The organism is Amphritea atlantica, from assembly GCF_024347255.1.
In the GTDB taxonomy this organism is placed as follows: domain Bacteria; phylum Pseudomonadota; class Gammaproteobacteria; order Pseudomonadales; family Balneatricaceae; genus Amphritea; species Amphritea atlantica.
Genome location: NZ_AP025284.1, coordinates 54364 through 77506 on the forward strand (window position 1 = coordinate 54364; position 23143 = coordinate 77506).

Annotated in this window: 24 protein-coding genes and 2 tRNA genes; 14 read left to right on the forward strand and 12 right to left on the reverse strand. The window is 54.4% G+C overall.

What is annotated here, in order from left to right; genetic code table 11:
* Window positions 1–5 precede the first annotated feature (5 nt).
* Window positions 6–263: a YheV family putative zinc ribbon protein gene (locus OCU43_RS00255; RefSeq protein WP_091354323.1), complete on the forward strand. Its 258-nt coding sequence runs from the start codon at window positions 6–8 to the stop codon at window positions 261–263.
* Window positions 264–287: 24 nt separating this feature from the next.
* On the forward strand, window positions 288–875 hold the full coding sequence (locus tag OCU43_RS00260; RefSeq protein ID WP_091354325.1) for a DNA-3-methyladenine glycosylase I: 588 nt from the start codon (window positions 288–290) through the stop codon (window positions 873–875).
* A 17-nt stretch (window positions 876–892) separates the two neighbouring features.
* On the opposite strand, the gene OCU43_RS00265 is transcribed toward OCU43_RS00260, so the two are convergent.
* Window positions 893–1987, reverse strand: a complete 1095-nt coding sequence (locus OCU43_RS00265) for a PQQ-dependent sugar dehydrogenase (protein WP_091354327.1) — start codon at window positions 1985–1987, stop codon at window positions 893–895.
* A gap of 199 nt (window positions 1988–2186) precedes the next feature.
* Here OCU43_RS00265 and OCU43_RS00270 point away from each other — a divergent pair, with 199 nt between their 5' ends.
* The gene (locus OCU43_RS00270) at window positions 2187–3059 is read left to right on the forward strand and encodes a DMT family transporter (protein ID WP_091354330.1); all 873 of its coding nucleotides are present in this window, start codon (window positions 2187–2189) and stop codon (window positions 3057–3059) included.
* 1 nt (window position 3060) lies between these two features.
* Here the strand turns inward: OCU43_RS00270 and znuB are convergent, their stop codons facing one another.
* From znuB to OCU43_RS00285, 3 genes are read right to left on the reverse strand one after another with little or no spacing between them, the layout of a single operon-like run.
* Window positions 3061–3849, reverse strand: coding sequence for a zinc ABC transporter permease subunit ZnuB (gene znuB, locus OCU43_RS00275; protein WP_261832963.1), 789 nt, complete (start codon window positions 3847–3849; stop codon window positions 3061–3063).
* A complete protein-coding gene (gene znuC, locus OCU43_RS00280) occupies window positions 3849–4637 on the reverse strand; it encodes a zinc ABC transporter ATP-binding protein ZnuC (protein WP_091354336.1) in 789 nt (262 codons plus the stop codon). Before znuC ends, znuB begins: the two co-directional genes overlap by 1 nt.
* The gene (locus OCU43_RS00285) at window positions 4634–5128 is read right to left on the reverse strand and encodes a Fur family transcriptional regulator (RefSeq protein ID WP_091354338.1); all 495 of its coding nucleotides are present in this window, start codon (window positions 5126–5128) and stop codon (window positions 4634–4636) included. The genes znuC and OCU43_RS00285 overlap by 4 nt, the downstream gene beginning before the upstream one ends.
* A 126-nt stretch (window positions 5129–5254) precedes the next feature.
* Here OCU43_RS00285 and znuA point away from each other — a divergent pair, with 126 nt between their 5' ends.
* From znuA to OCU43_RS00300, 3 genes are all read left to right on the forward strand, one after another.
* Window positions 5255–6121: a zinc ABC transporter substrate-binding protein ZnuA gene (gene znuA, locus OCU43_RS00290; protein WP_175483435.1), complete on the forward strand. Its 867-nt coding sequence runs from the start codon at window positions 5255–5257 to the stop codon at window positions 6119–6121.
* Between the two features lie 71 nt (window positions 6122–6192).
* Window positions 6193–6279, forward strand: a tRNA-Leu gene (locus OCU43_RS00295).
* Window positions 6280–6359: 80 nt separating this feature from the next.
* Window positions 6360–6446 (forward strand) — tRNA-Leu (locus tag OCU43_RS00300).
* 259 nt (window positions 6447–6705) lie between these two features.
* On the opposite strand, the gene OCU43_RS00305 is transcribed toward OCU43_RS00300, so the two are convergent.
* On the reverse strand, window positions 6706–6903 hold the full coding sequence (locus OCU43_RS00305) for an RSP_7527 family protein (protein WP_091354343.1): 198 nt from the start codon (window positions 6901–6903) through the stop codon (window positions 6706–6708).
* A 216-nt stretch (window positions 6904–7119) separates the two neighbouring features.
* On the opposite strand from OCU43_RS00305, the gene gcvA reads away from it, so the two are divergent.
* On the forward strand, window positions 7120–8040 hold the full coding sequence (gene gcvA / locus OCU43_RS00310) for a transcriptional regulator GcvA (RefSeq protein WP_261833016.1): 921 nt from the start codon (window positions 7120–7122) through the stop codon (window positions 8038–8040).
* Between the two features lie 36 nt (window positions 8041–8076).
* On the opposite strand, the gene OCU43_RS00315 is transcribed toward gcvA, so the two are convergent.
* The 5 genes from OCU43_RS00315 to OCU43_RS00335 form a co-directional block, all read right to left on the reverse strand.
* Window positions 8077–9189, reverse strand: coding sequence for a DUF1513 domain-containing protein (locus OCU43_RS00315; RefSeq protein ID WP_091354344.1), 1113 nt, complete (start codon window positions 9187–9189; stop codon window positions 8077–8079).
* Window positions 9179–10270, reverse strand: a complete 1092-nt coding sequence (locus tag OCU43_RS00320; RefSeq protein ID WP_091354347.1) for an imelysin family protein — start codon at window positions 10268–10270, stop codon at window positions 9179–9181. Before OCU43_RS00320 ends, OCU43_RS00315 begins: the two co-directional genes overlap by 11 nt.
* Window positions 10267–11724 carry a di-heme oxidoreductase family protein gene (locus OCU43_RS00325; protein WP_091354348.1) on the reverse strand — a complete coding sequence of 486 codons (1458 nt, stop codon included), beginning with the start codon at window positions 11722–11724 and terminating at the stop codon, window positions 10267–10269. Before OCU43_RS00325 ends, OCU43_RS00320 begins: the two co-directional genes overlap by 4 nt.
* Before the next feature lie 3 nt (window positions 11725–11727).
* Window positions 11728–13005: an imelysin family protein gene (locus OCU43_RS00330; protein WP_091354351.1), complete on the reverse strand. Its 1278-nt coding sequence runs from the start codon at window positions 13003–13005 to the stop codon at window positions 11728–11730.
* 125 nt (window positions 13006–13130) lie between these two features.
* Entirely contained in the window at window positions 13131–13862 is a 732-nt protein-coding gene (locus tag OCU43_RS00335; RefSeq protein WP_091354353.1) for a glutathione peroxidase, read from the reverse strand.
* A gap of 259 nt (window positions 13863–14121) precedes the next feature.
* On the opposite strand from OCU43_RS00335, the gene nhaB reads away from it, so the two are divergent.
* Window positions 14122–15630: a sodium/proton antiporter NhaB gene (gene nhaB, locus OCU43_RS00340; RefSeq protein ID WP_091354356.1), complete on the forward strand. Its 1509-nt coding sequence runs from the start codon at window positions 14122–14124 to the stop codon at window positions 15628–15630.
* Here nhaB and OCU43_RS00345 read toward each other — a convergent pair.
* A complete protein-coding gene (locus OCU43_RS00345) occupies window positions 15581–15865 on the reverse strand; it encodes a hypothetical protein (protein WP_091354359.1) in 285 nt (94 codons plus the stop codon). The two genes, nhaB and OCU43_RS00345, sit on opposite strands and share 50 nt — an antisense overlap.
* 71 nt (window positions 15866–15936) lie before the next feature.
* Entirely contained in the window at window positions 15937–18159 is a 2223-nt protein-coding gene (locus tag OCU43_RS00350) for a heavy metal translocating P-type ATPase (protein ID WP_091354360.1), read from the reverse strand.
* Window positions 18160–18314: 155 nt separating this feature from the next.
* Between OCU43_RS00350 and OCU43_RS00355 the strand changes: the two genes are divergently transcribed.
* The 6 genes from OCU43_RS00355 (at window position 18315) to fusA (ending at window position 23087) form a co-directional block, all read left to right on the forward strand.
* Window positions 18315–18662 carry a hypothetical protein gene (locus OCU43_RS00355; RefSeq protein ID WP_091354363.1) on the forward strand — a complete coding sequence of 116 codons (348 nt, stop codon included), beginning with the start codon at window positions 18315–18317 and terminating at the stop codon, window positions 18660–18662.
* Between the two features lie 48 nt (window positions 18663–18710).
* Complete coding sequence (cueR, locus tag OCU43_RS00360; RefSeq protein ID WP_091354365.1) at window positions 18711–19124, forward strand: Cu(I)-responsive transcriptional regulator; 414 nt, start codon at window positions 18711–18713, stop codon at window positions 19122–19124.
* Between the two features lie 6 nt (window positions 19125–19130).
* Window positions 19131–19610, forward strand: a complete 480-nt coding sequence (locus OCU43_RS00365; RefSeq protein WP_091354368.1) for a DUF411 domain-containing protein — start codon at window positions 19131–19133, stop codon at window positions 19608–19610.
* Window positions 19597–20031, forward strand: coding sequence for a c-type cytochrome (locus OCU43_RS00370; protein WP_091354371.1), 435 nt, complete (start codon window positions 19597–19599; stop codon window positions 20029–20031). Before OCU43_RS00365 ends, OCU43_RS00370 begins: the two co-directional genes overlap by 14 nt.
* 252 nt (window positions 20032–20283) lie before the next feature.
* Entirely contained in the window at window positions 20284–20847 is a 564-nt protein-coding gene (locus OCU43_RS00375) for a phosphoribosyltransferase (protein WP_091354374.1), read from the forward strand.
* Between the two features lie 155 nt (window positions 20848–21002).
* Window positions 21003–23087 (forward strand): elongation factor G, encoded by a 2085-nt coding sequence (gene fusA / locus OCU43_RS00380; protein ID WP_091354376.1) that lies wholly within the window; start codon window positions 21003–21005, stop codon window positions 23085–23087.
* Window positions 23088–23143: the final 56 nt, after the last annotated feature.

Genomic DNA, 23143 nt, shown 5'->3' on the forward strand with positions numbered 1-23143 from the left:
AAGTTATGACAATTGTTAAACGGTTTATCGCTGGTGCAGTGTGCCCCCGCTGTGGCGAGATGGATACCCTGAAAATGTACCGGGATGAGAGTCGGGAGTACCGCGAATGTGTGCGCTGCGATTTCAGTGATTCGATGGCGCTGGACGGCTCTGATCAGCCGGAAGGCGAGCTGGATACCCGGGTTAACCGGGGTGGCAAAGTGGAACTTGAACCGGCGCAACCACTGAACTTTGTGGCTAATCCCGGCTCGACAAAACATTAACCCGGCCTCACCTGAGGAATCTCTATGTGTCATCGCTGTGCCTGGGCAGCGGCTACTGAGCTGGAACAACAGTATCATGATGAGGTCTGGGGTGTGCCCCAGACCAATGATCAGCAACTGTTTGAATATCTGATTCTGGAAGGTGCCCAGGCGGGCCTGAGCTGGCGCACGATACTGCAAAAGCGTGACGGCTACAGCCGACTGTATGAGGGCTTTGATCCGGCGACGGTCGCCGCTTTTACCCCTGAAAAAATTGAGCAGATGCTGCAGGATCCCGGCATTGTCCGTAACCGCCTGAAAGTGAATGCCTCCGTCAAAGCTGCCAATATCTTCCTTGATCTGGCGGCGCAGCATGGCAGTTTTGCCAACTATATCTGGCAGTTTGTTGAGGGTAAGCCGATACAGAATTGCTGGCAAAGTCTCCGTGAGGTTCCGGCTGAAACGGTTGAGTCACAGGCGATGAGTAAAGCGCTGAAAAAAGCGGGAATGACCTTTGTTGGCCCGACTATCTGTTATGCCTTTATGCAGGCCACCGGCATGGTGAATGATCATGAAGTGGACTGCATCCGTTATCAGCCCTGCCGCGAGCTGGGCGAGTTCTTCGCGCTTTAATCCCGGTTGCTACTCTGTTAACCAGCCCGATAAGTGACCCGATAGATCAGCCCTGCCCGGTCATCGGAGATCAGCAGGCTGCCGTCCCGGTCGGTGACAATATCTACCGGCCTGCCCCAGGCGCTCTCCCCCTGAAGCCATCCCTCAATGAAGACCTTATAAGTGACGGGCGTCGTTGAGGTGTCCACCCGTATCACCCGATAGCCCACTTTGCTGGAGCGATTCCAGGAGCCGTGCTCGGCGATAAACAGGGAGCTGTTATTGCTGTCTGGAAACTGTTGTCCGGTATAGAACGTCAGTCCCAGCGGGGCAACATGCGCTCCCAGCTTGAGCATGGGTGGCTGGAAGTCGCTGAATGGCTGACCCTGATAAAGTTCCGGGTCGGCAACATTCCCGGCATGTACAAAGGGATAGCCAAAGTGTTGGCCGGGCTGTGTCAGCCGGTTAAGTTCATCATCGGGACGATCATCCCCCAGATTATCCCGGCCATTATCGGTAAACCAGAGTTCACCGGTCAGCGGATGCCAGCTGAAACCAACCGAGTTGCGTACACCCTGTGCGATCACTGATTGCTGACCCGTTTGCAGATTGAGTTTCATGATTGAGGCAAAGCGGGGATCTATACTCAGGCAGATATTGCAGGGGGCACCGAGATTAAAGTAGAGATCGCCGTCGGGACCGAATTTAAGGTATTTCCAGCCGTGGTGAGAGATATTGGGCAACTGGTCAGTGATCAGCTGAACCTGGACAGCTTGCGTTCTGACACTATCGGCGCTGGCAACTTTGAGAATACGGTCCACTGCCGCGATATAGAGATCGCCGTCACGCCAGGCGATGCCACTGGGCATATTCAGCCCTTGTAACAGCAGATCCCGTTGTTCATAGATGCCATCGCGGTTTTCATCCTTGAGGCGGTATACCCTGCCCTCCCGGCGGCTGCCGACAAACAGGGTGCCCGGCTCTCCCAACGCCATCTGCCGTGCGTTCGTTGCTTCAGCGGCGATGGTTATGTGGTAGCCCTTCGGGAGTCTCAGCGATGCCAGAGAGGGCTCCGCCAGGGAGATGTGTGGCAGGCTCAGTAGTGCTGCGAGTATCAGGCTTATCCGTTTCATAACAGGCTTCGGTCGGTATTGTGTTGATATTCATGCCAGCGTAACCGGAATCGGTTAAACTCTGTCAAACATAGCTGATGATCTGCTGGTCTGCACCTGCCTGACACTATCTCTGGCGACCTAATCTCTTTATTACGAAGATGTCTTTCATTACGACAAGTCGCCTATTACAACGAATACGCTGATTACGATAAATATTATGCTGCAACGGATACAGAACATCCCGCTGGGATTACGCTATATGCTGCTCTCATCGATGGGCTTTGCGCTGATGGGGGCCACCGTTAAAACGGTCAGTCAGTATGGTATTCCATTGATGGAGATTGTCATCGCCCGGGCGCTGGTGTCCCTGATCATCAGTTATGCTGATGTCAGGCGTAAACGGATTCCGGTCTGGGGACACAATAAATTGCTGCTCAGTGCCCGGGGTATTGTTGGCGCGGCTGCGCTGGTCTGTGTCTACTACTCCGTCACCACTCTGCCGCTGGCTGAGGCGACCATTCTGCAGTATATGCATCCGGTCTTTACCGCACTGCTGGCCTTTTTGTTGCTGGGTGAGCGGGTTCAGTTTTCCACCATGGTCTGTATCGTGCTGAGTATTACCGGTCTGGTGGTGATGGTGAAACCGGATATTTTCTTTGCTGCCGAAATCGATTTGCCGCTGTTTAGCATTATGATGGCGTTGTTGGGGGCGTTTGGCAGTGCAGTTGCCTATGTGATTGTCAGACGGCTGAGTCAGACCGAAGACAGTTCGGTGATCATTCTCTATTTCCCGCTGATCGCGCTGCCCGCCGCTATTCTGTTATCGGGTGGTGAACTGGTGGCTCCGGATGGTTATGCCCTGATGTTGCTGATTCTGGTGGGGGTCTTTACGCAAGTCGGTCAGGTGGGGTTAACCAAGGCGATGCAGCATGAGGCGGCCAGTAAAGCGACCGCTTTTTCCTATATCCAGGTGGTTTTTTCGATACTGCTGGGCTGGTTTGTCTTCAGCGAACTGCCCTCCCTCTGGACCCTCATCGGTGGTGGACTGATTGTCTCCGGTGCACTGGTGAATGTGCTCTGGAAACGTTGAATCAGGCGACCCTGCGTAACGGCAGACTGTACAACAGCAGGAACTGAAGCAGCGCCGCAACCACCACCGAGGGACCTGCGGGGGTATCAAACTGCATCGATGCAAACAGTCCGAGAAGCACTGCGACCACTCCCAGCAGACTGGCGCTTACTGCCATTTGCTCGGGTGAGTTTGCCAGCCGGCGGGCGCTGGCGGCGGGGATGATCAGCAACGAAGTGATCAGCAGAATACCGACCACTTTCATGGCGATAGCGATAACCACGCCAATCAGCAGCATCAGTGCCAGTCGTATCCGGGCTACGGGTACGCCCTCTACCTGCGCCAGTTCCTCATTGATGGTAACCGCCAGCAGTGGATTCCACAGCCGCCAGATCAGCAGCATGACGATACCGCCGCCATAGATCCATAACAGATCGATGGGCGTGATCGCCAGCAGGTCGCCAAACAGGTACTCCATCAGGTCGACCCTGACGTCATCCAGCAGGGCAACGGCTACCAGCCCCAGCGACAGGCTGCTGTGGGCCATAATACCGAGCAGGGTATCGGTGGCCACCAGACGCTGTCGCTGCAGGCTGACCAGGATCAGCGCGAGGATGACGCAGCAGCTCACCACCGCCAGGTTGAAATTGATATCGAAAAGCACGCCGACGGCTATCCCCAGCAATGCTGAATGGGCCAGGGTGTCACCAAAATATGCCATCCTCCGCCAGACGACAAAGGAGCCCAGTGGACCGGCCACCAGTGCTACGCCAATACCACCCAGCAGGGCCAGTAGCAGAAATTCAGGCATCAGTGGTGTCCTCCGCAAGCGGTGTGGTCGCTTTCCTGTGTGTCAGGCAGTGGCAGGATATCGCCATGATTATCATGGCGGTGGTTGTGGTGATGGCTATACAGCGCCAGATTTTCTGCGCCGGGTATGCCAAACAGTTCAATATAGGATGGGTCTGTACTGACCTGCTCGGGATGGCCGGAGCAACAGATATGATGATTCAGACAGATCACCTGATCGGTGGCGGCCATCACCAGATGCAGATCGTGAGAGATCATCAGTACCGCGCAGTTGTATTTATCCCGGATACTGGCGATCAGTTTATACAGCTCGGTCTGACCATTGATATCTACCCCCTGAGCCGGTTCATCCAGTACCAGCAGTTCAGGTTTTCGCAGCAGGGCGCGTGCCAGCAGAACCCGCTGCATCTCCCCGCCTGATAAGCTGTGGACCGATTGCTTCAGCAGGTTTTCGGCGCGCACCGACTGGAGCGCCTGGTGCCGGTCTGCTGTACTGGCAAAGGCTGCAGTTTTCAGAAACCGTTCCACTGTCAGGGGAAAGGTGGTATCGATGTGCAGCTTTTGCGGCATATAACCGATACGCAGTGTGGCTGAGCGTTTAATAACCCCTTCATTGGGTGTCAGAAGCCCCAGAACCGCTTTCACCAGGGTGGTTTTGCCAGCCCCGTTGGGACCGATCAGGGTGGTGATTTCACCCTGCTTCAGGGCCATGGATATATTGTCGATAACGGTGTTGTTACCGAAGCTGATGCTCAGACCGGATATCTCGACCAGGTTTGCCGGGTTCATAGCTGCTCCTGACAGTTGGGGCAGCGCCCCAGAATTTCGATACTTTCCTGATCCACCGAGAATCCGGCATCGCTGGCGACGTTTTGTATGCTGTTGTGCAGCTCGCTGGACTCCAGTTCAGCGGTAGTGCCACAACTCTGACAGATGAGGAAATAGCCCGAGTGGTTATGATCCGGGTGGCTGCAACCGATAAAGGCATTCAGGGTGGCCAGCCGGTGTACCAACCCCTGCTCCTGCAGGAAGTCCAGAGCGCGGTAAACCGTTGGCGGCGCCGAGTTAAATCCTGCTTTGGCAATGGCGGGCAGCAGATCATACGCACCCAGCGGTTTATGACTTTGCCAGATAAGTTTAAGCACCAGCTCGCGGATTTTGGTGAGCCGCTGGCCGTTGGCCTGGCACAGGGTTTGTGCTTGCTGCAAGGCCGTTTTAATGCAGCGGCTGTGGTCATGATCGGGCTGATGGGCGATATTGCTGACGGATTCAGGAGCCATAATAAAACCGGTTGATATATTAATTGTTATATTATAACTTTACGGCAATTCAATTAACAGTGGCTTCCTTCGATGTTTTCCAGAATACCCGCAACATTTGTTCTTTTTTTACTCAGTTTCTGCGCCATGAGCCTGCAAACCGTTTACGCCGGGCAGGTCCGGGTACTGGCCAGTATCAAGCCGATTCAACTGATTGCACAGGATATGCTTGGTGATCTGGCGCAGATTGGTGTGCTGCTGCCGCCGGGCAGTTCGCCCCATCATTACTCCCTTAAACCCTCTTCGATTGCGCAGATTCACGATGCGGATCTGTTTATCTGGGGCGGGCCGGGGCTTGAGCTGTTTCTGACGAAGACGGTGAGTCAGCTGGAGCACCCAGCCCTGGCGCTGCTCGAAGGGGGAGAGGCGCACCATCATGAAGAAGCGCAAACCGCTGACACTGAAGCGGACGCTCACCATGAACATGACCATGGCGGCAGCGATCCCCATTTCTGGATGGCGCCTGAGCGGGCGCTGGCGGCTGCTGATCTGATTAAAGATCGGCTGGTGGAGCGCTATCCGGAGAATGCTGCGCTTTATGAACAGGCCTATAACGACTTCGCTGCCCGGCTTGCAGTGACCGATCAACAGTTGCAGCAACAGTTGAAAGCGGTGGGTGATACCGGCTTCTATGTGTTTCACGATGCTTTTGGCAGCTTCGTTACGCATTATCAGTTGAATCAGCTGGGCTATTTCACCGTTGATCCTGGCCGGAAACCCGGTGCCCGGCGACTGAGCGAAATACGCACAGCGCTGGAAACTAACCAGGCTCGCTGTGTATTTGTTGAGCCACAGTTCAAAGCGCCGGTTGTGGCTAGTCTGATTCGTGGCCTGGATATCCGGGTTGGACGGCTTGATCCCCTTGCGGTTGCTATCGATGCGGGCCCTGACGGGTACAGCAATTATCTGCAATCACTGGCAGATAGTTTCACTAATTGTCTCTCTGGTGAATAAAAACAAAAAAAAGTAGTGGCGGACACTTCACAAATGAAAAGGTCGTCTTTATAATGCGCTCCTCTTTCGGAGCAGATGTGGTGGAATTGGTAGACACGCTAGCTTCAGGTGCTAGTGCCTTCACGGGCGTGGGAGTTCGAGTCTCCCCATCTGCACCAATCGCTAACGGCGGTTGAGCTTCGAAAGAGAACGCTATTTTCATAGCAGGGGGACGCTCCTAAACGTAAAAAGTTGATACGCAGATGTGGTGGAATTGGTAGACACGCTAGCTTCAGGTGCTAGTGCCTTCACGGGCGTGGGAGTTCGAGTCTCCCCATCTGCACCAACTTTATTCTCTCCGGTTTTATGTCTCTTTTCTCTTTTCTGAATTTCTCATTCTCTGACAACCAGAAAACAGCCTCTGCTTACGTTTCTCATACTGTTTTGCTGTATCGCTTGCTGGTGTTTTCTGTATCGACTCTATATCACACTAAATGGCATTGAAGCGTGACAGGCGGGTGCTGCAGAGCTGGGGTCGCCCGCAAGAGAAAAATCTGGGCAAAAAAAAGGCCACTAAAAAGTGGCCCAAGGAGTCTCGTTTAGACCTATACGGTCCCGAATGAACGAGTGCTGTTAAAACTTTTTGGCTGGCGTTTCTTGGTCAGGTTCTTCAGCCAGTGGCCCAGCGCGCTCAGTTGCTGGGCGATATATTCGTTACGTGCCAGTTGACCCTGTCTTACATAGTAAGCGGTATCAACCATACCAAACTCGTCAACCTTAATACCATTCTCATCTGTGTTCATGCTATGCACCAAAATAATTCATTAAACTGTTATATCGTTAAATGAATCAACCGGACTGGATTTAAGGAGCTTTTCCGGGGCTTTTCAGATTAAGCTATTATCTACAGTGTGTTGCGGTTGGATCATTGTTTCGTTGATGGTTATACTAAGGTCGCACTGATTATAAAACAAACGACAGATTTTCAGCTTAAGTGTGAAATAAATTCACTTATTGAGGTGTGTATCAGACGCTTACCCCCTTTGAACGCTCTGCGCAGTTTTGAATCGGCTGCCCGACTGGGCAGCTTTAACAAAGCGGCAGAGGAACTGTATGTCACGCCGTCTGCGGTGAGTCATCAGATTAAATCCCTTGAAGAGTATCTGGGGCTTAAACTTTTTCATCGTGAAAAAAGACAGGTGCAGATCACCGTGGCCGGGGAAAAATATCTGGTTGCGGTGGGGCACGCCCTGGATGAACTGGATGCGGCCACCCGTCGTCTGATCTCTGCGCCCAATACCAGCTCGTTAACCTTTGAGGCCCCGCCCGCCTTCCTGAGCCGCTGGTTAATGCCAAGGATCAAAGATTTTCAGGCACTGTATCCCGATGTGGAGCTGCGACTGAGTACCGGGTCGGTGAACCGCATCGACTTCGATCACTCCGATCTGGATATGGCGGTCTATTTTGGCGACCCGCCGGACGATGATGATATCGAGGTACGGCTGGTGCACCGTTCGGTGGTGGTGCCGGTGTGTAGTCCGCGTAAGCTGGAAGAGCATCATATAGAAACACTGGCGGACCTGAGAAAGCAGACGCTGATTCATGTCACCAGCCGGCGTAATGAGTGGCAGCGTTTACTGCAAAAGGCCGGAATCTCAATGACCGGTGAGGAAAAGGGACTGTCATTTTCCAGTACTCAGCTGGCCCTGGGGGCTGCGCTGGAAGGATTGGGTATCGCCCTGTCGGACAAGTCACTGATCAGTCGGGAGTTGCAGTATGGGCAACTGGTGGTTCCGGTGGAAGCGGAGTTGCTGACGGGGAAGGCGTTTTATCTGGTTTATCCGAAAGATCGTCAACTGACCTATGGCATGCGAATTTTTCGTGAGTGGTTGTTGCAGGTGATGGGGCTGCCTGAGCAGGAAGAGCCGGTGTCTGGCTGATCTGAAAACGGCCTGGGTGCACCGTCGGCGCTGCCGTTAAAGCAGCGCTGTCAGATGGTTATCCCAGGCGGCTTTAAATCCCAGCGGTAGTCTCTCTGTGGTGCCGTGCTCGAGATTGTAGCGAACACAGCGGCCAGTGCCAGCGCTGATAATAAACTCGGCAGGGCTGTCTGTTGCTGCCAGGCCGCAACCGTCGCGACTTTTGATAGACGAGATAAACTGGTTTTCCTGCAGGTCCCAGAATGTGATCAGATCACCGCGGGGAGCGGATACCGCAGCGAAGCGGCCGCTGTGATCGCAGCGGGCACTACCGCAGTAGTCTTTCATCGCCAGATTAACCGGAGCCGGAGCGCGCAGCAGTTGAATCGCTTCGCCGGGCCGGTGAATCCCCACCAGTGGCAGATTGTGTCCGGGAGCGCCCTGATACTGCAACGCGATAACGGTGGTGCCCTGGTGGTTGGTATCGATATGGCGGATGCTTAACTGGTGCTGTGCAGCAGGCAGTTGCTGCTGTTCCAGGTGGTTACCGCTGTGCAGATCCAGACGTACCAGGGAGGGCTGCATGCTATCCAGATTAAGCTTCTCCCTGCCGTGGTCCGGGTGGGTAAGGATACCGCCATTGGCCACGGTGAGCACTGCGCTGCCGGGTTGCTGAACCAGTTCATGGGGCCCGATCCCATAGCTGGGGTAGTCCGCAATGACAGCGTAATCTTGCGCCATGGCCCGGATAACCACTCTGCCCTGCCCACTGTTGATCTCATTTTCGGTGGTGATCAGCCAGCGTCCGTCATCCGAGAAGATGCCATGACCAAAAAAGTGTCGTCCACGACCCGCCATAATGCGCTTAACCAGTCGTTGCTGCTGGTAATCGACAATATCGATAAAAGTGCCGGGACGTCGAGCGATGCAGGCCAGTAGCGGCAACTGCGGGTGTACCTCGGTATGGTGTGCCCGCGCCGGTAGTATATGATCCAGCATCAGCTCTCCCTGCTGACCGATCAGGTACAGGTGGTAGTGTCCGTCTCTGCCTTTGGCTGCGGCTGCAAACATTGGTGTTGCGTTTGCCGTGGCCGCTTCAGCCCGAGCCAGTCGCGGCAGTAATACTGCGCTAGCCAGTAACTGACAGAAGCGGCGGCGGTTAATCTCCATCACGGCTGTTAAACCCCAGTTGGATATCCAGTGTTATCATTTCAGCACTGAGCTCACGGTCAAGCTGTTGCAGTGTGTCGCCGAGTTGTAGCAGCTGGTTGACCGTATCGGGTTGATTCAGGCTGGTGACGAGAGGGGCCTGCACCGCCCTGAGTTGCTGCTCAAGCGTGGTGAACCGCGTGCTGATATTATCTGCCTGAGCCGCTCTGCCCTGCTCTCTTAACAGCGTGTCGACACTGTGGCTGGTGCCGGAATAGAGCTCACTGAGACTGGCTATATTGAGCTGTATATTGCGCAGGGAACGCTGGCTGCGCCAGGATTCCAGGCGATGGGGCCGAACCTGTTCAGCGCCGTTCAATGGGCGGAGAATTTTCTGGTCACGGATCACTTCAAGGGGCTCAATCAGTGACTTCATCATATCCACTGCGGCCTCCTGGTGGCTTTCATAATAGCTCTCTTCACTACCCGCTGTGGCTATTGAATGACGATAGTCATCGCGCCATTCGGTCAGCGTGGCGCGGCTGTTTTCGGCAATATAAGCCGCGATAGTCTGCGTTAGCTGGCACCGGTAGCTATGGTCTTCAAAGTCCGCCAGGGTGCTGCTGAACAACAGACGCTCCAGTGCCGGCAATCCTTTGACCCCGATACTGGCTTTGTAGAGATAATCGATCGACAGGGTTTGCGGATCCTGTTGTTGCAACAACAGGCTGAGCTGTTTACCGATGAGGTTTTTCCGGTCAGGCCAGAACTGCATGCTGAAGTTGCGCATCAGAGTTTCAATCGGGCCAAACTGGATATGCTGTATCGCCTGCCAGGCATCCATGGTCTGCTGGAAATCCTCTTGTACCTGGGCAAGCCCGTCCTGATCTGGCTGCTGGCACAGGGCTGCAGTGCTGGCTGACAGCTGCGTACTGCTGTCCTGTAATGCCTGGTAGCGGGGGAGTATGTGCTCCTCTACCAGGCTCTGATTAAGGGTTTTCCATTGCTGCTGCGACGGCGCTGCATGGGCGATGCCGACCGCCGTGAACAGCAGGGATATACCCAGCAGCAGCGGCCACAGAGGGGTAGGTGCTGACTTCATAGTGACTCCAGAAATGTGAGTAAGGCGGCCCGCTCAGCGGTTGGCAGATTGATGACGTGGTCCCGGGAAGCCTGTGCTTCGCCGCCATGCCACACAATCGCTTCGAGCAGGTTCCGTGCCCTGCCGTCGTGGAGGAAGTAGGTGTGTCCGTTGACGGTCTGGGTCAGTCCTATTCCCCACAGTGGCGGAGTTCGCCACTCACTGCCGCTGGCCAGGAACTCGGGCCGGTTATCCGCCAGCCCCTCGCCCATATCGTGCAGCAGCAGATCGCTGTAGGGCCAGATCAACTGCGCTGATTGTTCCGGCATATCGGCGCGGTTAGCAGTCGTGAAACTGGGCTGGTGACAGGCGGCACAGCCACTCTGGTGAAATACCGCTTTGCCTTTTAATACCTGCGGTCTGGCAGTATCGGGTCGGGCGGGAGGCGCCAGATTGCGACTGTAAAACTCGACCAGTTTCACCATCTCTTCAGAGGCTTCAGCATTATCCTGTTGTGGGGTATTACCATTGGGCTGTTTCAGGCAGTCCAGCTGCTGTGCGGTACAATCGCCGGACGCTGAGGGTGCAAAGGGGGTTGAGATCCCCATGTCGCCATTGAACGCGCCCACTGCCTGCTGGATCAGGGTCGGATTACCTGCTTTCCAGCCAAACCGGCCCAGCTCCTGCTGTTGGGTAAAGCTGTTCCAGACCCGGTTAGGGCGCCCGGAGATGCCATCATTGTTACGGTCCTCCGGGTCCGACAGTGCTTCGATAGCGGTTGCGGGTAAGGCTTCCAGCAGGCCCAGCCCGATCATCGGCGGGGCGATACGGGGAGAGAGTAGCGTCTGGGGGTGCAGTGGACCGTAGCTGAGTTCGGTAATACTGTAGTCTGGCTTGCGCAGCTGTACCTGGAAACCATCGGCCAGGGTGACGGTGGTTTCGCGATAATTGATCACCATCCGCCCTTCTCCGGCCAGTCCGTTAATCGCCAGATCCTGCAGCTGACCACCGTAAGTGGGTTCAGGAATGACGCCCACCTGGCCGCTCTCAAGCAGTTGCCGCTGAGCATCGTTCTGGGGTGGAATACTCAGGCGCAGGAACATCGATACGGCGTTATCCTCAGGCCAGTTGGCTTCCGGAGGGTGGCCCCGGCCATCTTTCAGGTGGCAGCGCTGACAGGCCCGGGCATTATACAGTGGTCCGAGACCATCGCTGGCAGTGGTCGAAGAGGGGGCTGGCACCCATATCTTCTTGAAGATGCCGTTACCCAGCTTAAAGTTCAGTTCGTTCTCGAAGCTCATATTGGCCGAGCTTTGGGAGAATGCATTGGTATTGCGCTGCTTATGGTGCGTGGTGCTGCCACCGGGGAGCGCTTCTCCCGGCTGCGGCTGGCTATAGTCCTGTGCAGCGGATGCCGCTGTCGTCATGAGGACTGCCGCCACTAAGACGGGCAGTGAAAAGTCTCTGCGGTTCATCTGTTACTCCAGAACCTGTGCCGGGTTATCCAGACTATCGGAGCCTTCCAGCTGAACCTGGTCCAGCTTCAGCTGACCGATGATCTCTTCAATGGCGCGGGTCTCTTCGGTGAGGGCATCAACAAAATTTTGTACCAGTTGGTTTCCAGTGGTGTTGCCCACGCCGATCAATACATCGAAGGTCTCGCCCTGAACGGCGCGATCCACCATCGCCTGAGCGGCCGCTTCGGTGGCCTGTAGCTTAGCTTGCATACTTTCATCGGCGGCGGCTGCCTGAGCGGCAACATAGGCAGATAAACCGGGGCCTTCAACCGTTGAACCGTCGATCCGGGTATAGCTGCCCTGATACACATTACGGATCCCTTTGGCATCGTAATAATGGGACCAGTGGGTGTTATCGGAGAAGCAGTCATGCTCCTCTTCCGGGTCATGCAGCATCAGCCCCAGCTTGGTCCGCTCGCCTGCCAGCTCGCCATAGGCCAGGCTGCCCATGCCGGTGAGGATGGTGGCAATAGCGGCGTTATCATCCTTCTTCAGCAGTTGTTGCCGGGCAGCCCCCTGGTCTTTCCAGTTATCCACCATCTCCTGCAGATCGGCAATCAACAGCTGAGTCGCCGCCTGCAGGTAGTCCCGGCGCCGATCACAGTGTCCGCCGGTGCAGTTTTCCAGACTGTAATCGGATGCCGGACGGTTGCCTGCGCCCGGCGCGGTACCATTCAGATCCTGGCCCCACAGAAGAAACTCTATCGCATGGTATCCGGTGGCGACATTGGCCTCTATGCCATCGATCTCATGCAGTGTGTTTGCCAGTAGCTCGGGAGTGATGTCAGTGGCATCGATCTGTGTGCCACCGACCCGCAGGGTTGTGTTGGCAATCACATTGGCACGGTACTGGGTATTCTCGTCTGACGCGTCGCCGTAATGGGTGCTGTCAACATAGTCGATCAGGCCCTCATCCAGTGGCCATGAATTAACCCGCCCCTCCCAGTCATCAACAATTGGGTTGCCAAAACGGTAGGCTTCGGATTGCTGGTAGGGAACCCGGGCGGCTTTCCAGGCAGCGCGGGCCTGCTCGAGAGTGCTGGCATCGGGATGTTGCAGCAGCGCATCGATACTGGCCTGCAGATCTCTCGCTCCGGTGAGGGCATCTTCATAGGTCGCCAGGGCGATATCGGCATAGGTGGTAATGACCTCTGAGGTTGTCGGCGCCGCGGCGAACGTTGTGGAGCAACTAAAGGTGGCGGCCAGAACGGCTGCAGAAACAATTGATTTGACGCGCATAGAGAGGCTCCTGAAAATAGAATTCAGGAGATGGTAATACAAACAAGAATGATTCGCAATAAGGTTTGTGCTGGTGCTTGGCCACTTAAAGCGGGAGCCGGTTCTGGCCGGCTCCCGTTGCTGTGTTAAGCGAAGTATCGTTCCAGGTCGTCTGCGCCACCGATGCGCTGACCATCGATAAACACCTGCGGCGTTGTGCCCTGGCCACTGATCGCCGCCAGAGAACTGTAGCTCAGCCCGTGGCTGCCCAGCTCTACTTCTTCGTAGCTGAAGCCCCGCTCCTGCAACAGTTTCTTCGCCCGGATACAGTGTGGGCAGCCGGGTTTGGTCAGTATGCTGACCCGTTTGGGCTGTTCAGCGGTTGGGTTGATGTAGTTCAGCATGGTATCAGCATCGGAGACCTGGAACGGGTCACCCGGCAGGTCCGGCTCGATAAACTGCTTTTCGATGACGCCATCCACCACCAGCATAGAGTAGCGCCAGCTGCGTTTGCCAAAGCCGATATCATCTTTATCGACCAGCATCTCCATACCCGCCGAGAATTCACCGTTGCCGTCCGGGATAAAGGTAATATTTTCAGCCGCCTGATCGCCCTGCCAGGCGTTCATGACAAAGGTATCGTTAACCGAGATGCAGATGATGCTGTCAACGCCCTCCTTCGCAAAAACCGGTGCCAGCTCGTTATAACGGGGCAGATGGGTCGTTGAGCAGGTGGGTGTAAACGCTCCCGGCAGAGCAAAAACAACCACTTTTTTACCTGCGAACAGTTCGTTGGTGGTGACATCCACCCACTGATTATTTTGCTGAGTGTGAAACGTGACCTGAGGGACTTTCTGACCTTCTCTGTTAGTAAGCATTCCGTGTATTCCTGAAAAGTAGTAGTGATTCGATAGAGAGATAATGTCAAAATACATAAAGTTAATAAAATTAATTAATTTTAATGTATCGATAGCTATTCGCTAATTAAAGCGTTTATCACCTGTTTTTCACTCATCTGAGCATACTACTGTTTCTGGTCATAGTGATTGACCGGGATGCTGGTTTAAGATCGGTGCATAAATTAAAGTGAGCCTTGTTTAGCGCAAGCTGTGATATCCACCTTTCCGGAATAGGTTAATGAGCAACTTCCGTCCTTTTATGCAGGCTGTTTACAGCAACTTTCTGGGGCATTCCCCCAATTGGTATAAGCAGTTAATACTGGCTTTTCTGATAGCTAACCCTCTGATTGATCTGTTGTTAGGCCCGGTCGTCAGCGGCTGGCTGCTGATTTTTGAATTTATCTTTACCCTGGCGATGGCGCTGAAGTGTTATCCGCTGCAACCGGGCGGGCTGCTGGCGATGGAAGCGGTGATTATCCATCTGTCAGAGCCCAGCCATGTGTATGATGAGATTGCCGCTAATCTGCCGGTGATTCTACTGCTGATGTTCATGGTGGCCGGGATCTACTTCATGAAAGGGATGCTGCTGTTTGTCTTCACCAAGCTGTTGCTGAATGTACGCAATAAGACCGCACTGTCGCTGCTGTTTACGCTGATGGGGGCGGTGCTGTCGGCGTTTCTGGATGCATTGACGGTGACCGCGGTGCTGATCAGCTCGGCGGTCGGGTTTTATGCGATCTATCACCGGGTGGTGTCTGGTAGCCATCCGGATATGGATCACGATCATTCGAACGATGATAACCTGCATGAGGACCATCGCATGGAGCTGGATGAGTTCCGTGCTTTTCTGCGCAGTCTGCTGATGCATGGCGCGGTAGGAACTGCGCTGGGTGGGGTGAGCACCCTGGTCGGCGAACCACAGAACCTGCTGATCGGTGAAAAGATGGGCTGGCACTTTATTGAATTCTTCATCAATGTTGCCCCGGTCTCGATGCCGGTTCTGGTCTGTGGCCTGTTAACTACGGTGGTGCTGGAGAAAACCGGCTGGTTTGGATATGGCGCGCGGATTCCGGAGCCGGTATTTGAAATACTCAGGGAGTTCGATGAGCGGGAGCAGGCCAGTTGGGGATTTAAGGAAAAATCCGAGCTGTATATTCAGTTTGCGGTCGCGCTGTTTCTGATTCTGGCGCTGGCCTTTCACCTGGCGGAGGTCGGGGTTATCGGTCTCACGGTGATTATTCTGCTGACCAGTCTCAACGGTGTCACTGAGGAGCATCGCATTGGCCGGGCATTTGAAGAAGCATTGCCGTTTACCGCGCTGCTGGTAGTGTTTTTTACCATCGTCTCGGTGATTCATGATCAGCACCTGTTTACGCCGGTGATTGAGGCGGTGCTGGCGCAGGATCTTCGCAGCCAGCCGGTGATGTTCTTTATCGCTAACGGACTGTTATCGGCCATCAGTGATAATGTGTTTGTTGCCACGGTGTATATCAACGAGGTGGCCAGCGCCTTTGAGGCCGGACGCATCAGCCGGGAGCATTTTGATACCCTGGCGATCGCTATCAATACCGGTACCAACCTGCCCAGTGTCGCTACCCCTAATGGTCAGGCGGCGTTTCTGTTTCTGCTGACCTCAGCCATTGCCCCATTGATCCGTTTGTCTTATATGCGCATGGTGATCATGGCGCTGCCCTACACTATTGTGCTGAGTGGGGCCGGTCTGCTGGCGGTGCGCTATCTGATCTGAACAGCATCAGCCACAAGCGCTGCAGACCGGACAGTTGTCCTGTCGCGGCGGTTATTGGCGGCTGAGCTGGGGCGGTGGTATGTGCGTTGCGCTGCAGACGGCGCTGCTCCCTGAGTTCCCAGGCGGCATTGGCTTTAGCGGCAAAATCGGCCTGTTGCCGGCCACTCAGCTGGGTCGGTCTCTGTCTGGTGCCACTGCGATGGCTGGTATGGCTGGCTTTGGGTGAGCTGCACATGGGGCTATCCTCCGACGTTGATAGCCCCAGTATTGAGCAGCAAGCTGAAATAAGCCTGAAAAACGATCAGATCATCCCGAGTCTTTAGCCGATGAGGGCTTAAACAGGCGCAGCCGGTTAGCATTACTGACCACGGTGACCGACGAGAACGCCATCGCAGCACCGGCAATCACCGGGCTGAGTAACAGGCCGGTAAAGGGGAACAGAATACCCGCGGCGACCGGAATCCCCAGCGTGTTGTAGATAAAGGCACCAAACAGGTTTTGACGGATATTGCTCAGGGTCGCCCGTGATAGTTCAATCGCATCGGCGACCGAGTGCAGGCTGTTGCGGATCAGGACCATATCGGCGCTTTCAATCGCCACATCGGTGCCGTTGCCAATAGCGAAACCCACATCGGCCCGGGCCAGCGCCGGTGCATCGTTGATACCATCACCGCACATCGCAACGTGACCTCCCTCCTGTTGCAGTTTCTCAATCTGTTTTGCTTTATCTTCGGGCATCACCCCGGCAATAAAGTTATCCACAGCCACCTGCCGGGCCACTGCCGCGGCGGTATGTGGGTTATCTCCGGTGATCATCACGACGCTTATGCCCATCTGTTTCAGGCGGCTGATGGCCGCGATAGAGTCCTTGCGGATCGGGTCAGCAATGGCGATTAATCCGGCTACCTCGCCATCAATGGCAATATACACCGGGGTTTTCGCCTGCTCTGCCAGCGTCTGCGCCTGGTTTTTGAAGGCGGAAAAATCGATATTCTGCTCCGTCATCCAGGCGCTGTTCCCCAGCGTGACGGCGATGCCCTCAACCTGTCCTGAGGCCCCCCGTCCGCTATGAGCCTGAAAGTTTGCCACCGGGCTGAGGCTGATGTTTTGCTCCTGAGCATGATGGACAATGGCTTCTGCCAGCGGGTGTTCTGAAACCGCTTCCAGTGATGCCGCTAGCTGCAGCAGTTGCGGATGGGAGCCGGACAGGTCGGTTACCTGGGGTGAGCCTTCGGTAATGGTGCCGGTTTTATCCAGTACCAGAGTATCCAGCTGCGAGGCGCTCTGCAGCGCCTGGCCGTTGCGGATCAGAATACCGTATTCTGCTGCTTTACCCACCCCCACCATCACGGACATCGGTGTTGCCAGGCCCAGCGCGCAGGGACAGGCGATAATCAGCACCGTCATGGCGGTGACCAGCATATACGCCAGCTGAGGCTCAGGGCCCAGCAGATACCAGATCAGCGCGGTCACTAGGCTGCAGAGGATAACTACCGGTACAAAAATACCCGCGACCGTATCGGCCAACCGGGAGATTTCCGGTTTGCTGGCCTGGGCCTGCTTCACCATCTCGATGATCCGGCTGAGGGCGGTTTCGCTGCCAACTTTTTCGGCTGTCACCTTCAGCGTACCGGATTTGTTCAGGGTGCCTGCGCTGACACTGTCGCCGACCGCTTTGCTCACCGGTAGTGGCTCGCCGCTGAGCATCGACTCATCGATCAGACTGCTGCCCTCCTCGACAATGGCATCAACGGGTATCTGTTCGCCGGGGCGAATGCGCAGAAGATCACCGCTTTGCACCAGTTCCAGCGGCAGTTCCACCTCCTTCTCATTGCGAATCACCCGCGCTGTTTTAGGTTGCAGGTTGAGCAGTCGCTCGACCGCTTCGGAGGTTTTACCCCGGGCCCGGATCTCCATCGCCAGGCCGAAGTTCACCAGACCGATAATCATGGCACTGGCTTCATAATAGAGGTGGCGGGAGCCTTCCGGTAACATCTGCGGAAACAGTACTACCGCGGTGGAATAAAGCCATGCGGCCCCGGTGCCCAGGGCGATCAGACTGTCCATGGTCGCTGAGCCATTTTTCAGTGCGCTCCAGGCACCGCTGAAAAAGTGCCGCCCCGGGAACAGCAGAATGCCCAGAGTCAGCAGGCCTGTGATGCCCCAGATAACCTGATCCTGTGGGGTTCGAACGCTCATCTCATCCATCAGTATCCCGGCAACCATCAGTGGAATACCGACACCCAGTGCCAGCAGGGTGTTGCGAATATGTTGTTTGTACTGGGCGGCCTGCTGAGCTTTCTGGCGTGCCCGGTCTTCCGCTTCATTGCTGGCCAGGCGGCCACGGTAACCGATCTCTGACAGGGCAGCGATCAGGTTGTCGCTGCTGATGGGGCCTTCGACATTGAGTCGTCGCTGGGGGAAATCTACCGCCGCCTGATCGACATCCGGCAGGGCGTTAATCCCCTTTTCAATCTTTTTCACGCAACCGGCGCAGGTCACGTTTTCTAATAACAGTGTGGTAGTCATGACTCATCTCGCATAACGGTTCTTTCTATTTACAGGTTAGAGCTTCCAGTCGCTGTAAGGTCAACTGCTGGTGGACAAGAAAGTTGCTTTTTTTTTGCCAACAGGCGAATCTGTAGCGAGTAACGTTGAATTGAGTTGAGAGTCTGGTTGTTCTGATGTGGTATCGCGCCCTGTTAATCCTGCTGCTGAGTGTGATGGCTGTTAATCCAGCGATCTCCGCTGGAGTGCCCGTTGTTGCGTCACATTCTCAGATGGGCTGTCATGGTGATAACTGTGATATGCACAGCGTTGAGATGACCGGCGCTGTGCTGAACAGTGCCGACTGTTGCGATGCAGAGTTGCCCGACTGCTGTTTGCAGCTGGCAGCACTGTTTATGATGCCGACCGGGTTTCAATCTATTTCATCCTCCCAAATCCAGCCTGGCTGGTCACTCAGCGGTTACCTTTCCGCTATCCCTCCTCCGCTCTACCACCCTCCCCGGCCAATGCGCCAGTCTGTTTGATACGCTCATGGAATAATCGCTGTTTGTTAAAGATTGCCGGAGTTGATTATGAATATTTCTCAGGCCGCAGCCGCCACTGGACTGACCAGTAAAACGATTCGCTTTTATGAGCAGCAAGGTGTTATTCCCCCGGCTGCACGCTCTGCGAATGGTTACCGGATCTACAGTGAACAGCAACTGGAAAGCCTGCGTTTTATTAAACGGGCCCGGGATCTGGGATTCTCGCTCGATGAGAGCCGGGAGTTACTGCAGTTATCTCAGGACCCCTCCCGTACCAGTGCCAGTGTCAAACAGAAAGCAGAATTGCAGATACAGCGGATCGATCAGCAGATTGAGTCGTTGCAGCAGATGAGGGCAATACTGGAAAGTGCCGCCCGTGAATGCCGTGGTGACGATGGCGCTGAATGCCCGATCCTTGATCAGTTAAATGGCGTGACTGTCGATAACGAGAGTCCGGAGTAATACCCAATGAAAAAAATGATACTGCTACTGGCAGGCCTGTTTGGGCTGTCACTGAATGGCTATGCCGGCGATTCGGTGTGGCTGGAAGGCAAAACCGATCAGCAATATGAGATCACTGTGTACCGCAGTGCGTCCTGTGGTTGTTGCAAAGGCTGGATAAGCCATCTGAAAGATCACCACTTCAGTGTTAAAGATGTGGTGGTGAATGATGTCACCCCCCATAAACAGCGACTGGGTGTACCTGCCAAAGCCGCTTCCTGTCACACCGCAGAAGTGAATGGCAAAGTGATAGAGGGGCATGTTCCTGCTCAGGATATCAAGCGCCTGCTGGCAACCAACAATGATATTAAGTTGCTGGCGGTCCCTGGAATGCCCTCTGGCGGTCCGGGAATGGACGGTGTGGGAGCCCGCAAAGACGTCTTTACGGTCTATTCGATGGATAGTCAGAACCGGGTGGGTAGTTTCAGTCATTATGCGGATTATTGAATTGCCTGCGGTGTTGATAGTGTTGCTGGGCGCCGTTTTACTGAGTGGCTGTGAGTCGGAGCCCAAAGTAGCCGGGCGCTGGTATACCCAGACTCAGGTGGATAACGGTAAGCAGTTATTTATTGATAACTGCGCCAAGTGCCACGGCGTGGCGGCACAGGGCACCCCCAACTGGAATAAAACCGGGGCTGATGGTAAATATCCGCCGCCGCCTCTGAATGGTACCGCTCATGCCTGGCATCATCCGCTAACCGGATTGAAGCGCTCGGTGCAACAGGGGGGTGTTCCCCTGGGTGGTTCGATGCCGGGGTTTGCTGATACGCTATCGGATGCGGAGACCGAGGCGGTGATCAGTTATTTCCAGAACCGCTGGCCGGCACCGATCTATCAGGCCTGGCTGGACCGGGGTGGTCTGAAGTAATTGCCGTAAAGCCATCAGCTAAAGCGCCTTTCCCGGAAGGCGCTTTTTTATTTTCGCTGAAGCGGTGAAGAGTCGTCTGGATATATGGCAAAAAAACAGATCTGGGCTACCTTCATAGAGCGTTTTTCTCAATCTTCAGGGCATTTAGCATAAAAGCGGCGACGATAGTTGCGTGACCTGATCAGAATACGTACAGTAGCGAACCTTGCCGAAAAGCCGGCATGAATAGCGACCGGTGGGTGGAGAGGATCGATGACGGAAAAAGTATATCTGAACGCGCAGGAACTGCTTGAAGATTCATTCAGGCTGGCTCTGGAAGTGTTTAATAGTGGTTTTCGCCCAGACTTTATCGTCGGTGTCTGGCGGGGAGGCACACCGGTGGGCATCGCGGTGCAGGAACTGCTGGATAACCTTGGTGTTCAGACCGACCATATCGCTATCCGTACTTCGTCCTATACCGGTATCGGTACCCGGGATAAAGAGGTGCGGGTGCATGGGCTGGATTATCTGGTCCGTAACGTCAACCACTCCGATTCCCTGCTGATTGTCGATGATGTGTTCGACACCGGGCTGAGTATCAAAGCGGTGATCGATACACTGAAAGATAAAGCGCGGCTGAATACGCCGCATGATATCCGGATTGCTACACCCTGGTTCAAACCCGTGAACAACAGAACCGATCTTGAGCCGGATTATTTCCTGCATAAGTCGGATAACTGGCTGGTTTTCCCCCACGAACTCAAGGGGTTGGACCGGGAAGAGATGCTGGCCAATAAGCCGGGTCTGAAACAGATTTTTGAGGAATACGGAATCTGACACACTGATGCGATATCAGCGTATCCTGTTCCCATAAAATGAACCCTGTGCGGAGATATCAGAGCAAAGATTTTTCTTTGCTTAAAATATCTACAAATGCCAATGAATGCGGTATAATGCCGCGCATTTTACGCCCCTAACATTCGAGTGAAGAAATGTCTGACTTATCACACTACCGTAATATCGGTATTTTCGCCCACGTAGACGCGGGTAAAACTACCACGACCGAACGTATCCTGAAGCTGACAGGTAAAATCCATAAGACAGGTGAGGTTCACGATGGTGAGTCCACTACCGACTTCATGGAGCAGGAAGCTGAGCGGGGTATTACTATCCAGTCAGCGGCGATCACCACTTTCTGGAAAGATCACCGTTTCAACATCATCGATACTCCCGGACACGTTGACTTCACCGTTGAAGTATATCGTTCTCTGAAAGTTCTGGATGGCGGCATCGGCGTATTCTGTGGGTCTGGTGGTGTTGAGCCACAATCAGAAACTAACTGGCGTTATGCCGATGAGTCGGGCGTTTCCCGTATCATCTTCGTAAACAAGCTTGACCGTATGGGTGCTGACTTTAACCGTGTAGTTAACCAGGTTGAAAATGTACTGGCTGCTAAGCCATTGGTTATGGTTCTTCCAATTGGCCGCGAAGAAGACTTCGTTGGTGTTGTTGATCTGCTGACTCGCCAGGCTTACGTGTGGGATGACTCAGGTCTGCCTGAGAACTACAGCATCCAGGATATCCCTGCCGACATGGTAGAAGATGTTGAGATGTACCGTGAGCAACTGATCGAAACCGCTGTTGAGATGGATGACGATCTGATGATGGCTTACATGGACGGCGAAGAGCCTGCTATGGAAGATATCAAGCGTTGTATCCGTACCGGTACCCGCGAACTGGCATTCTTCCCAACTTACTGTGGTTCAGCATTCAAAAACAAAGGTATTCAGCTGGTGCTGGATGCGGTTGTTGATTACCTGCCAAGCCCAACCGATGTTATCCCTCAGGATCTGACCGATGAGCTGGGTGAGCCAACCGGTGAAGTGGCAACTGTTTCCGTTGATGAGCCTTTCCGCGCCCTGGCATTCAAAATCATGGATGACCGTTTCGGCGCCCTGACCTTTATTCGGATCTACTCCGGTAAGCTGAAGAAAGGCGACACCATCCTGAACTCGTTCACCGGCAAAACTGAACGTATCGGTCGTATGTGTGAGATGGAAGCTGACCAGCGTAAAGAACTTGATTCTGCGCAGGCGGGCGACATCATCGCTATCGTGGGTATGAAGAACGTACAGACTGGTCACACCCTGTGTGATCCTAAGCACGAATGTACCCTTGAAGCGATGGTATTCCCTGAGCCGGTAATCTCCATTGCAGTAACACCTAAAGATAAAGGTGGTGCTGAGAAGATGGGTATCGCTATCGGTAAGATGGTTGCAGAAGATCCAACCTTCATCGTTGAAACCGATGAAGACTCTGGCGAAACCATCCTGAAAGGTATGGGCGAGCTGCACCTGGATATCAAAGTTGACATCCTCAAGCGTACTTACGGTGTTGAACTGGTTGTTGGTCAGCCTCAGGTTGCTTACCGCGAGACAATCACTCAGCCAATCGAAGACAGCTACACCCACAAGAAACAGTCTGGTGGTTCAGGTCAGTACGGTAAGATCGACTACCGCATCAAGCCGGGCGAGCAGAACAGTGGGTTCACCTTCTCCTCTACGGTTGTGGGTGGTAACGTACCTAAGGAATTCTTCCCGGCTATCGAGAAGGGCTTCAAGAGCATGATGGAGACTGGTCCTCTGGCTGGCTTCCCTGTGCTGGACGTTGAGATTGAGCTGTTTGACGGTGGTTACCACGCGGTTGACTCCTCTGCGATTGCCTTTGAGATTGCTGCTAAAGGTGCGTTCCGTCAGTCCATGCCTAAAGCGGGTCCACAGCTGCTGGAGCCTATCATGAAGGTTGACGTGTTCACTCCTGAAGATCACGTAGGTGATGTTATCGGTGACCTTAACCGTCGTCGTGGCATGATCTCTGGTCAGGAAGCTGCGGGTTCAGGCGTTCGTGTTAAAGCTGACGTGCCTCTGTCTGAGATGTTCGGTTATATCGGACATCTGCGTACTATGACCTCTGGTCGTGGTCAGTTCTCTATGGAGTTCGCTCACTACGCGCCATGTCCGGCTAACGTATCTGAGAAAGTTATCGCTGAAGAGAAAGAGCGTAAAGCTAACAAGTAATTGTTGCTTTACCGCTGATTAAAAAAGCCCGCATTCGCGGGCTTTTTTGTGTCTGG

Bases quoted from the DNA above. Each gene is read 5' to 3' on its own strand.
- OCU43_RS00255 (WP_091354323.1), top strand. From the start codon at position 6: ATGACAATTGTTAAACGGTTTATCGCTGGTGCAGTGTGCCCCCGCTGT.
- OCU43_RS00260 (WP_091354325.1), top strand. From the start codon at position 288: ATGTGTCATCGCTGTGCCTGGGCAGCGGCTACTGAGCTGGAACAACAG.
- OCU43_RS00265 (WP_091354327.1), bottom strand. From the start codon at position 1,987: ATGAAACGGATAAGCCTGATACTCGCAGCACTACTGAGCCTGCCACAC.
- OCU43_RS00270 (WP_091354330.1), top strand. From the start codon at position 2,187: ATGCTGCAACGGATACAGAACATCCCGCTGGGATTACGCTATATGCTG.
- znuB (WP_261832963.1), bottom strand. From the start codon at position 3,849: ATGCCTGAATTTCTGCTACTGGCCCTGCTGGGTGGTATTGGCGTAGCA.
- znuC (WP_091354336.1), bottom strand. From the start codon at position 4,637: ATGAACCCGGCAAACCTGGTCGAGATATCCGGTCTGAGCATCAGCTTC.
- OCU43_RS00285 (WP_091354338.1), bottom strand. From the start codon at position 5,128: ATGGCTCCTGAATCCGTCAGCAATATCGCCCATCAGCCCGATCATGAC.
- znuA (WP_175483435.1), top strand. From the start codon at position 5,255: ATGAGCCTGCAAACCGTTTACGCCGGGCAGGTCCGGGTACTGGCCAGT.
- OCU43_RS00305 (WP_091354343.1), bottom strand. From the start codon at position 6,903: ATGAACACAGATGAGAATGGTATTAAGGTTGACGAGTTTGGTATGGTT.
- OCU43_RS00315 (WP_091354344.1), bottom strand. From the start codon at position 9,189: ATGGAGATTAACCGCCGCCGCTTCTGTCAGTTACTGGCTAGCGCAGTA.
- OCU43_RS00320 (WP_091354347.1), bottom strand. From the start codon at position 10,270: ATGAAGTCAGCACCTACCCCTCTGTGGCCGCTGCTGCTGGGTATATCC.
- OCU43_RS00325 (WP_091354348.1), bottom strand. From the start codon at position 11,724: ATGAACCGCAGAGACTTTTCACTGCCCGTCTTAGTGGCGGCAGTCCTC.
- OCU43_RS00330 (WP_091354351.1), bottom strand. From the start codon at position 13,005: ATGCGCGTCAAATCAATTGTTTCTGCAGCCGTTCTGGCCGCCACCTTT.
- OCU43_RS00335 (WP_091354353.1), bottom strand. From the start codon at position 13,862: ATGCTTACTAACAGAGAAGGTCAGAAAGTCCCTCAGGTCACGTTTCAC.
- nhaB (WP_091354356.1), top strand. From the start codon at position 14,122: ATGAGCAACTTCCGTCCTTTTATGCAGGCTGTTTACAGCAACTTTCTG.
- OCU43_RS00345 (WP_091354359.1), bottom strand. From the start codon at position 15,865: ATGTGCAGCTCACCCAAAGCCAGCCATACCAGCCATCGCAGTGGCACC.
- OCU43_RS00350 (WP_091354360.1), bottom strand. From the start codon at position 18,159: ATGACTACCACACTGTTATTAGAAAACGTGACCTGCGCCGGTTGCGTG.
- OCU43_RS00355 (WP_091354363.1), top strand. From the start codon at position 18,315: ATGTGGTATCGCGCCCTGTTAATCCTGCTGCTGAGTGTGATGGCTGTT.
- cueR (WP_091354365.1), top strand. From the start codon at position 18,711: ATGAATATTTCTCAGGCCGCAGCCGCCACTGGACTGACCAGTAAAACG.
- OCU43_RS00365 (WP_091354368.1), top strand. From the start codon at position 19,131: ATGAAAAAAATGATACTGCTACTGGCAGGCCTGTTTGGGCTGTCACTG.
- OCU43_RS00370 (WP_091354371.1), top strand. From the start codon at position 19,597: ATGCGGATTATTGAATTGCCTGCGGTGTTGATAGTGTTGCTGGGCGCC.
- OCU43_RS00375 (WP_091354374.1), top strand. From the start codon at position 20,284: ATGACGGAAAAAGTATATCTGAACGCGCAGGAACTGCTTGAAGATTCA.
- fusA (WP_091354376.1), top strand. From the start codon at position 21,003: ATGTCTGACTTATCACACTACCGTAATATCGGTATTTTCGCCCACGTA.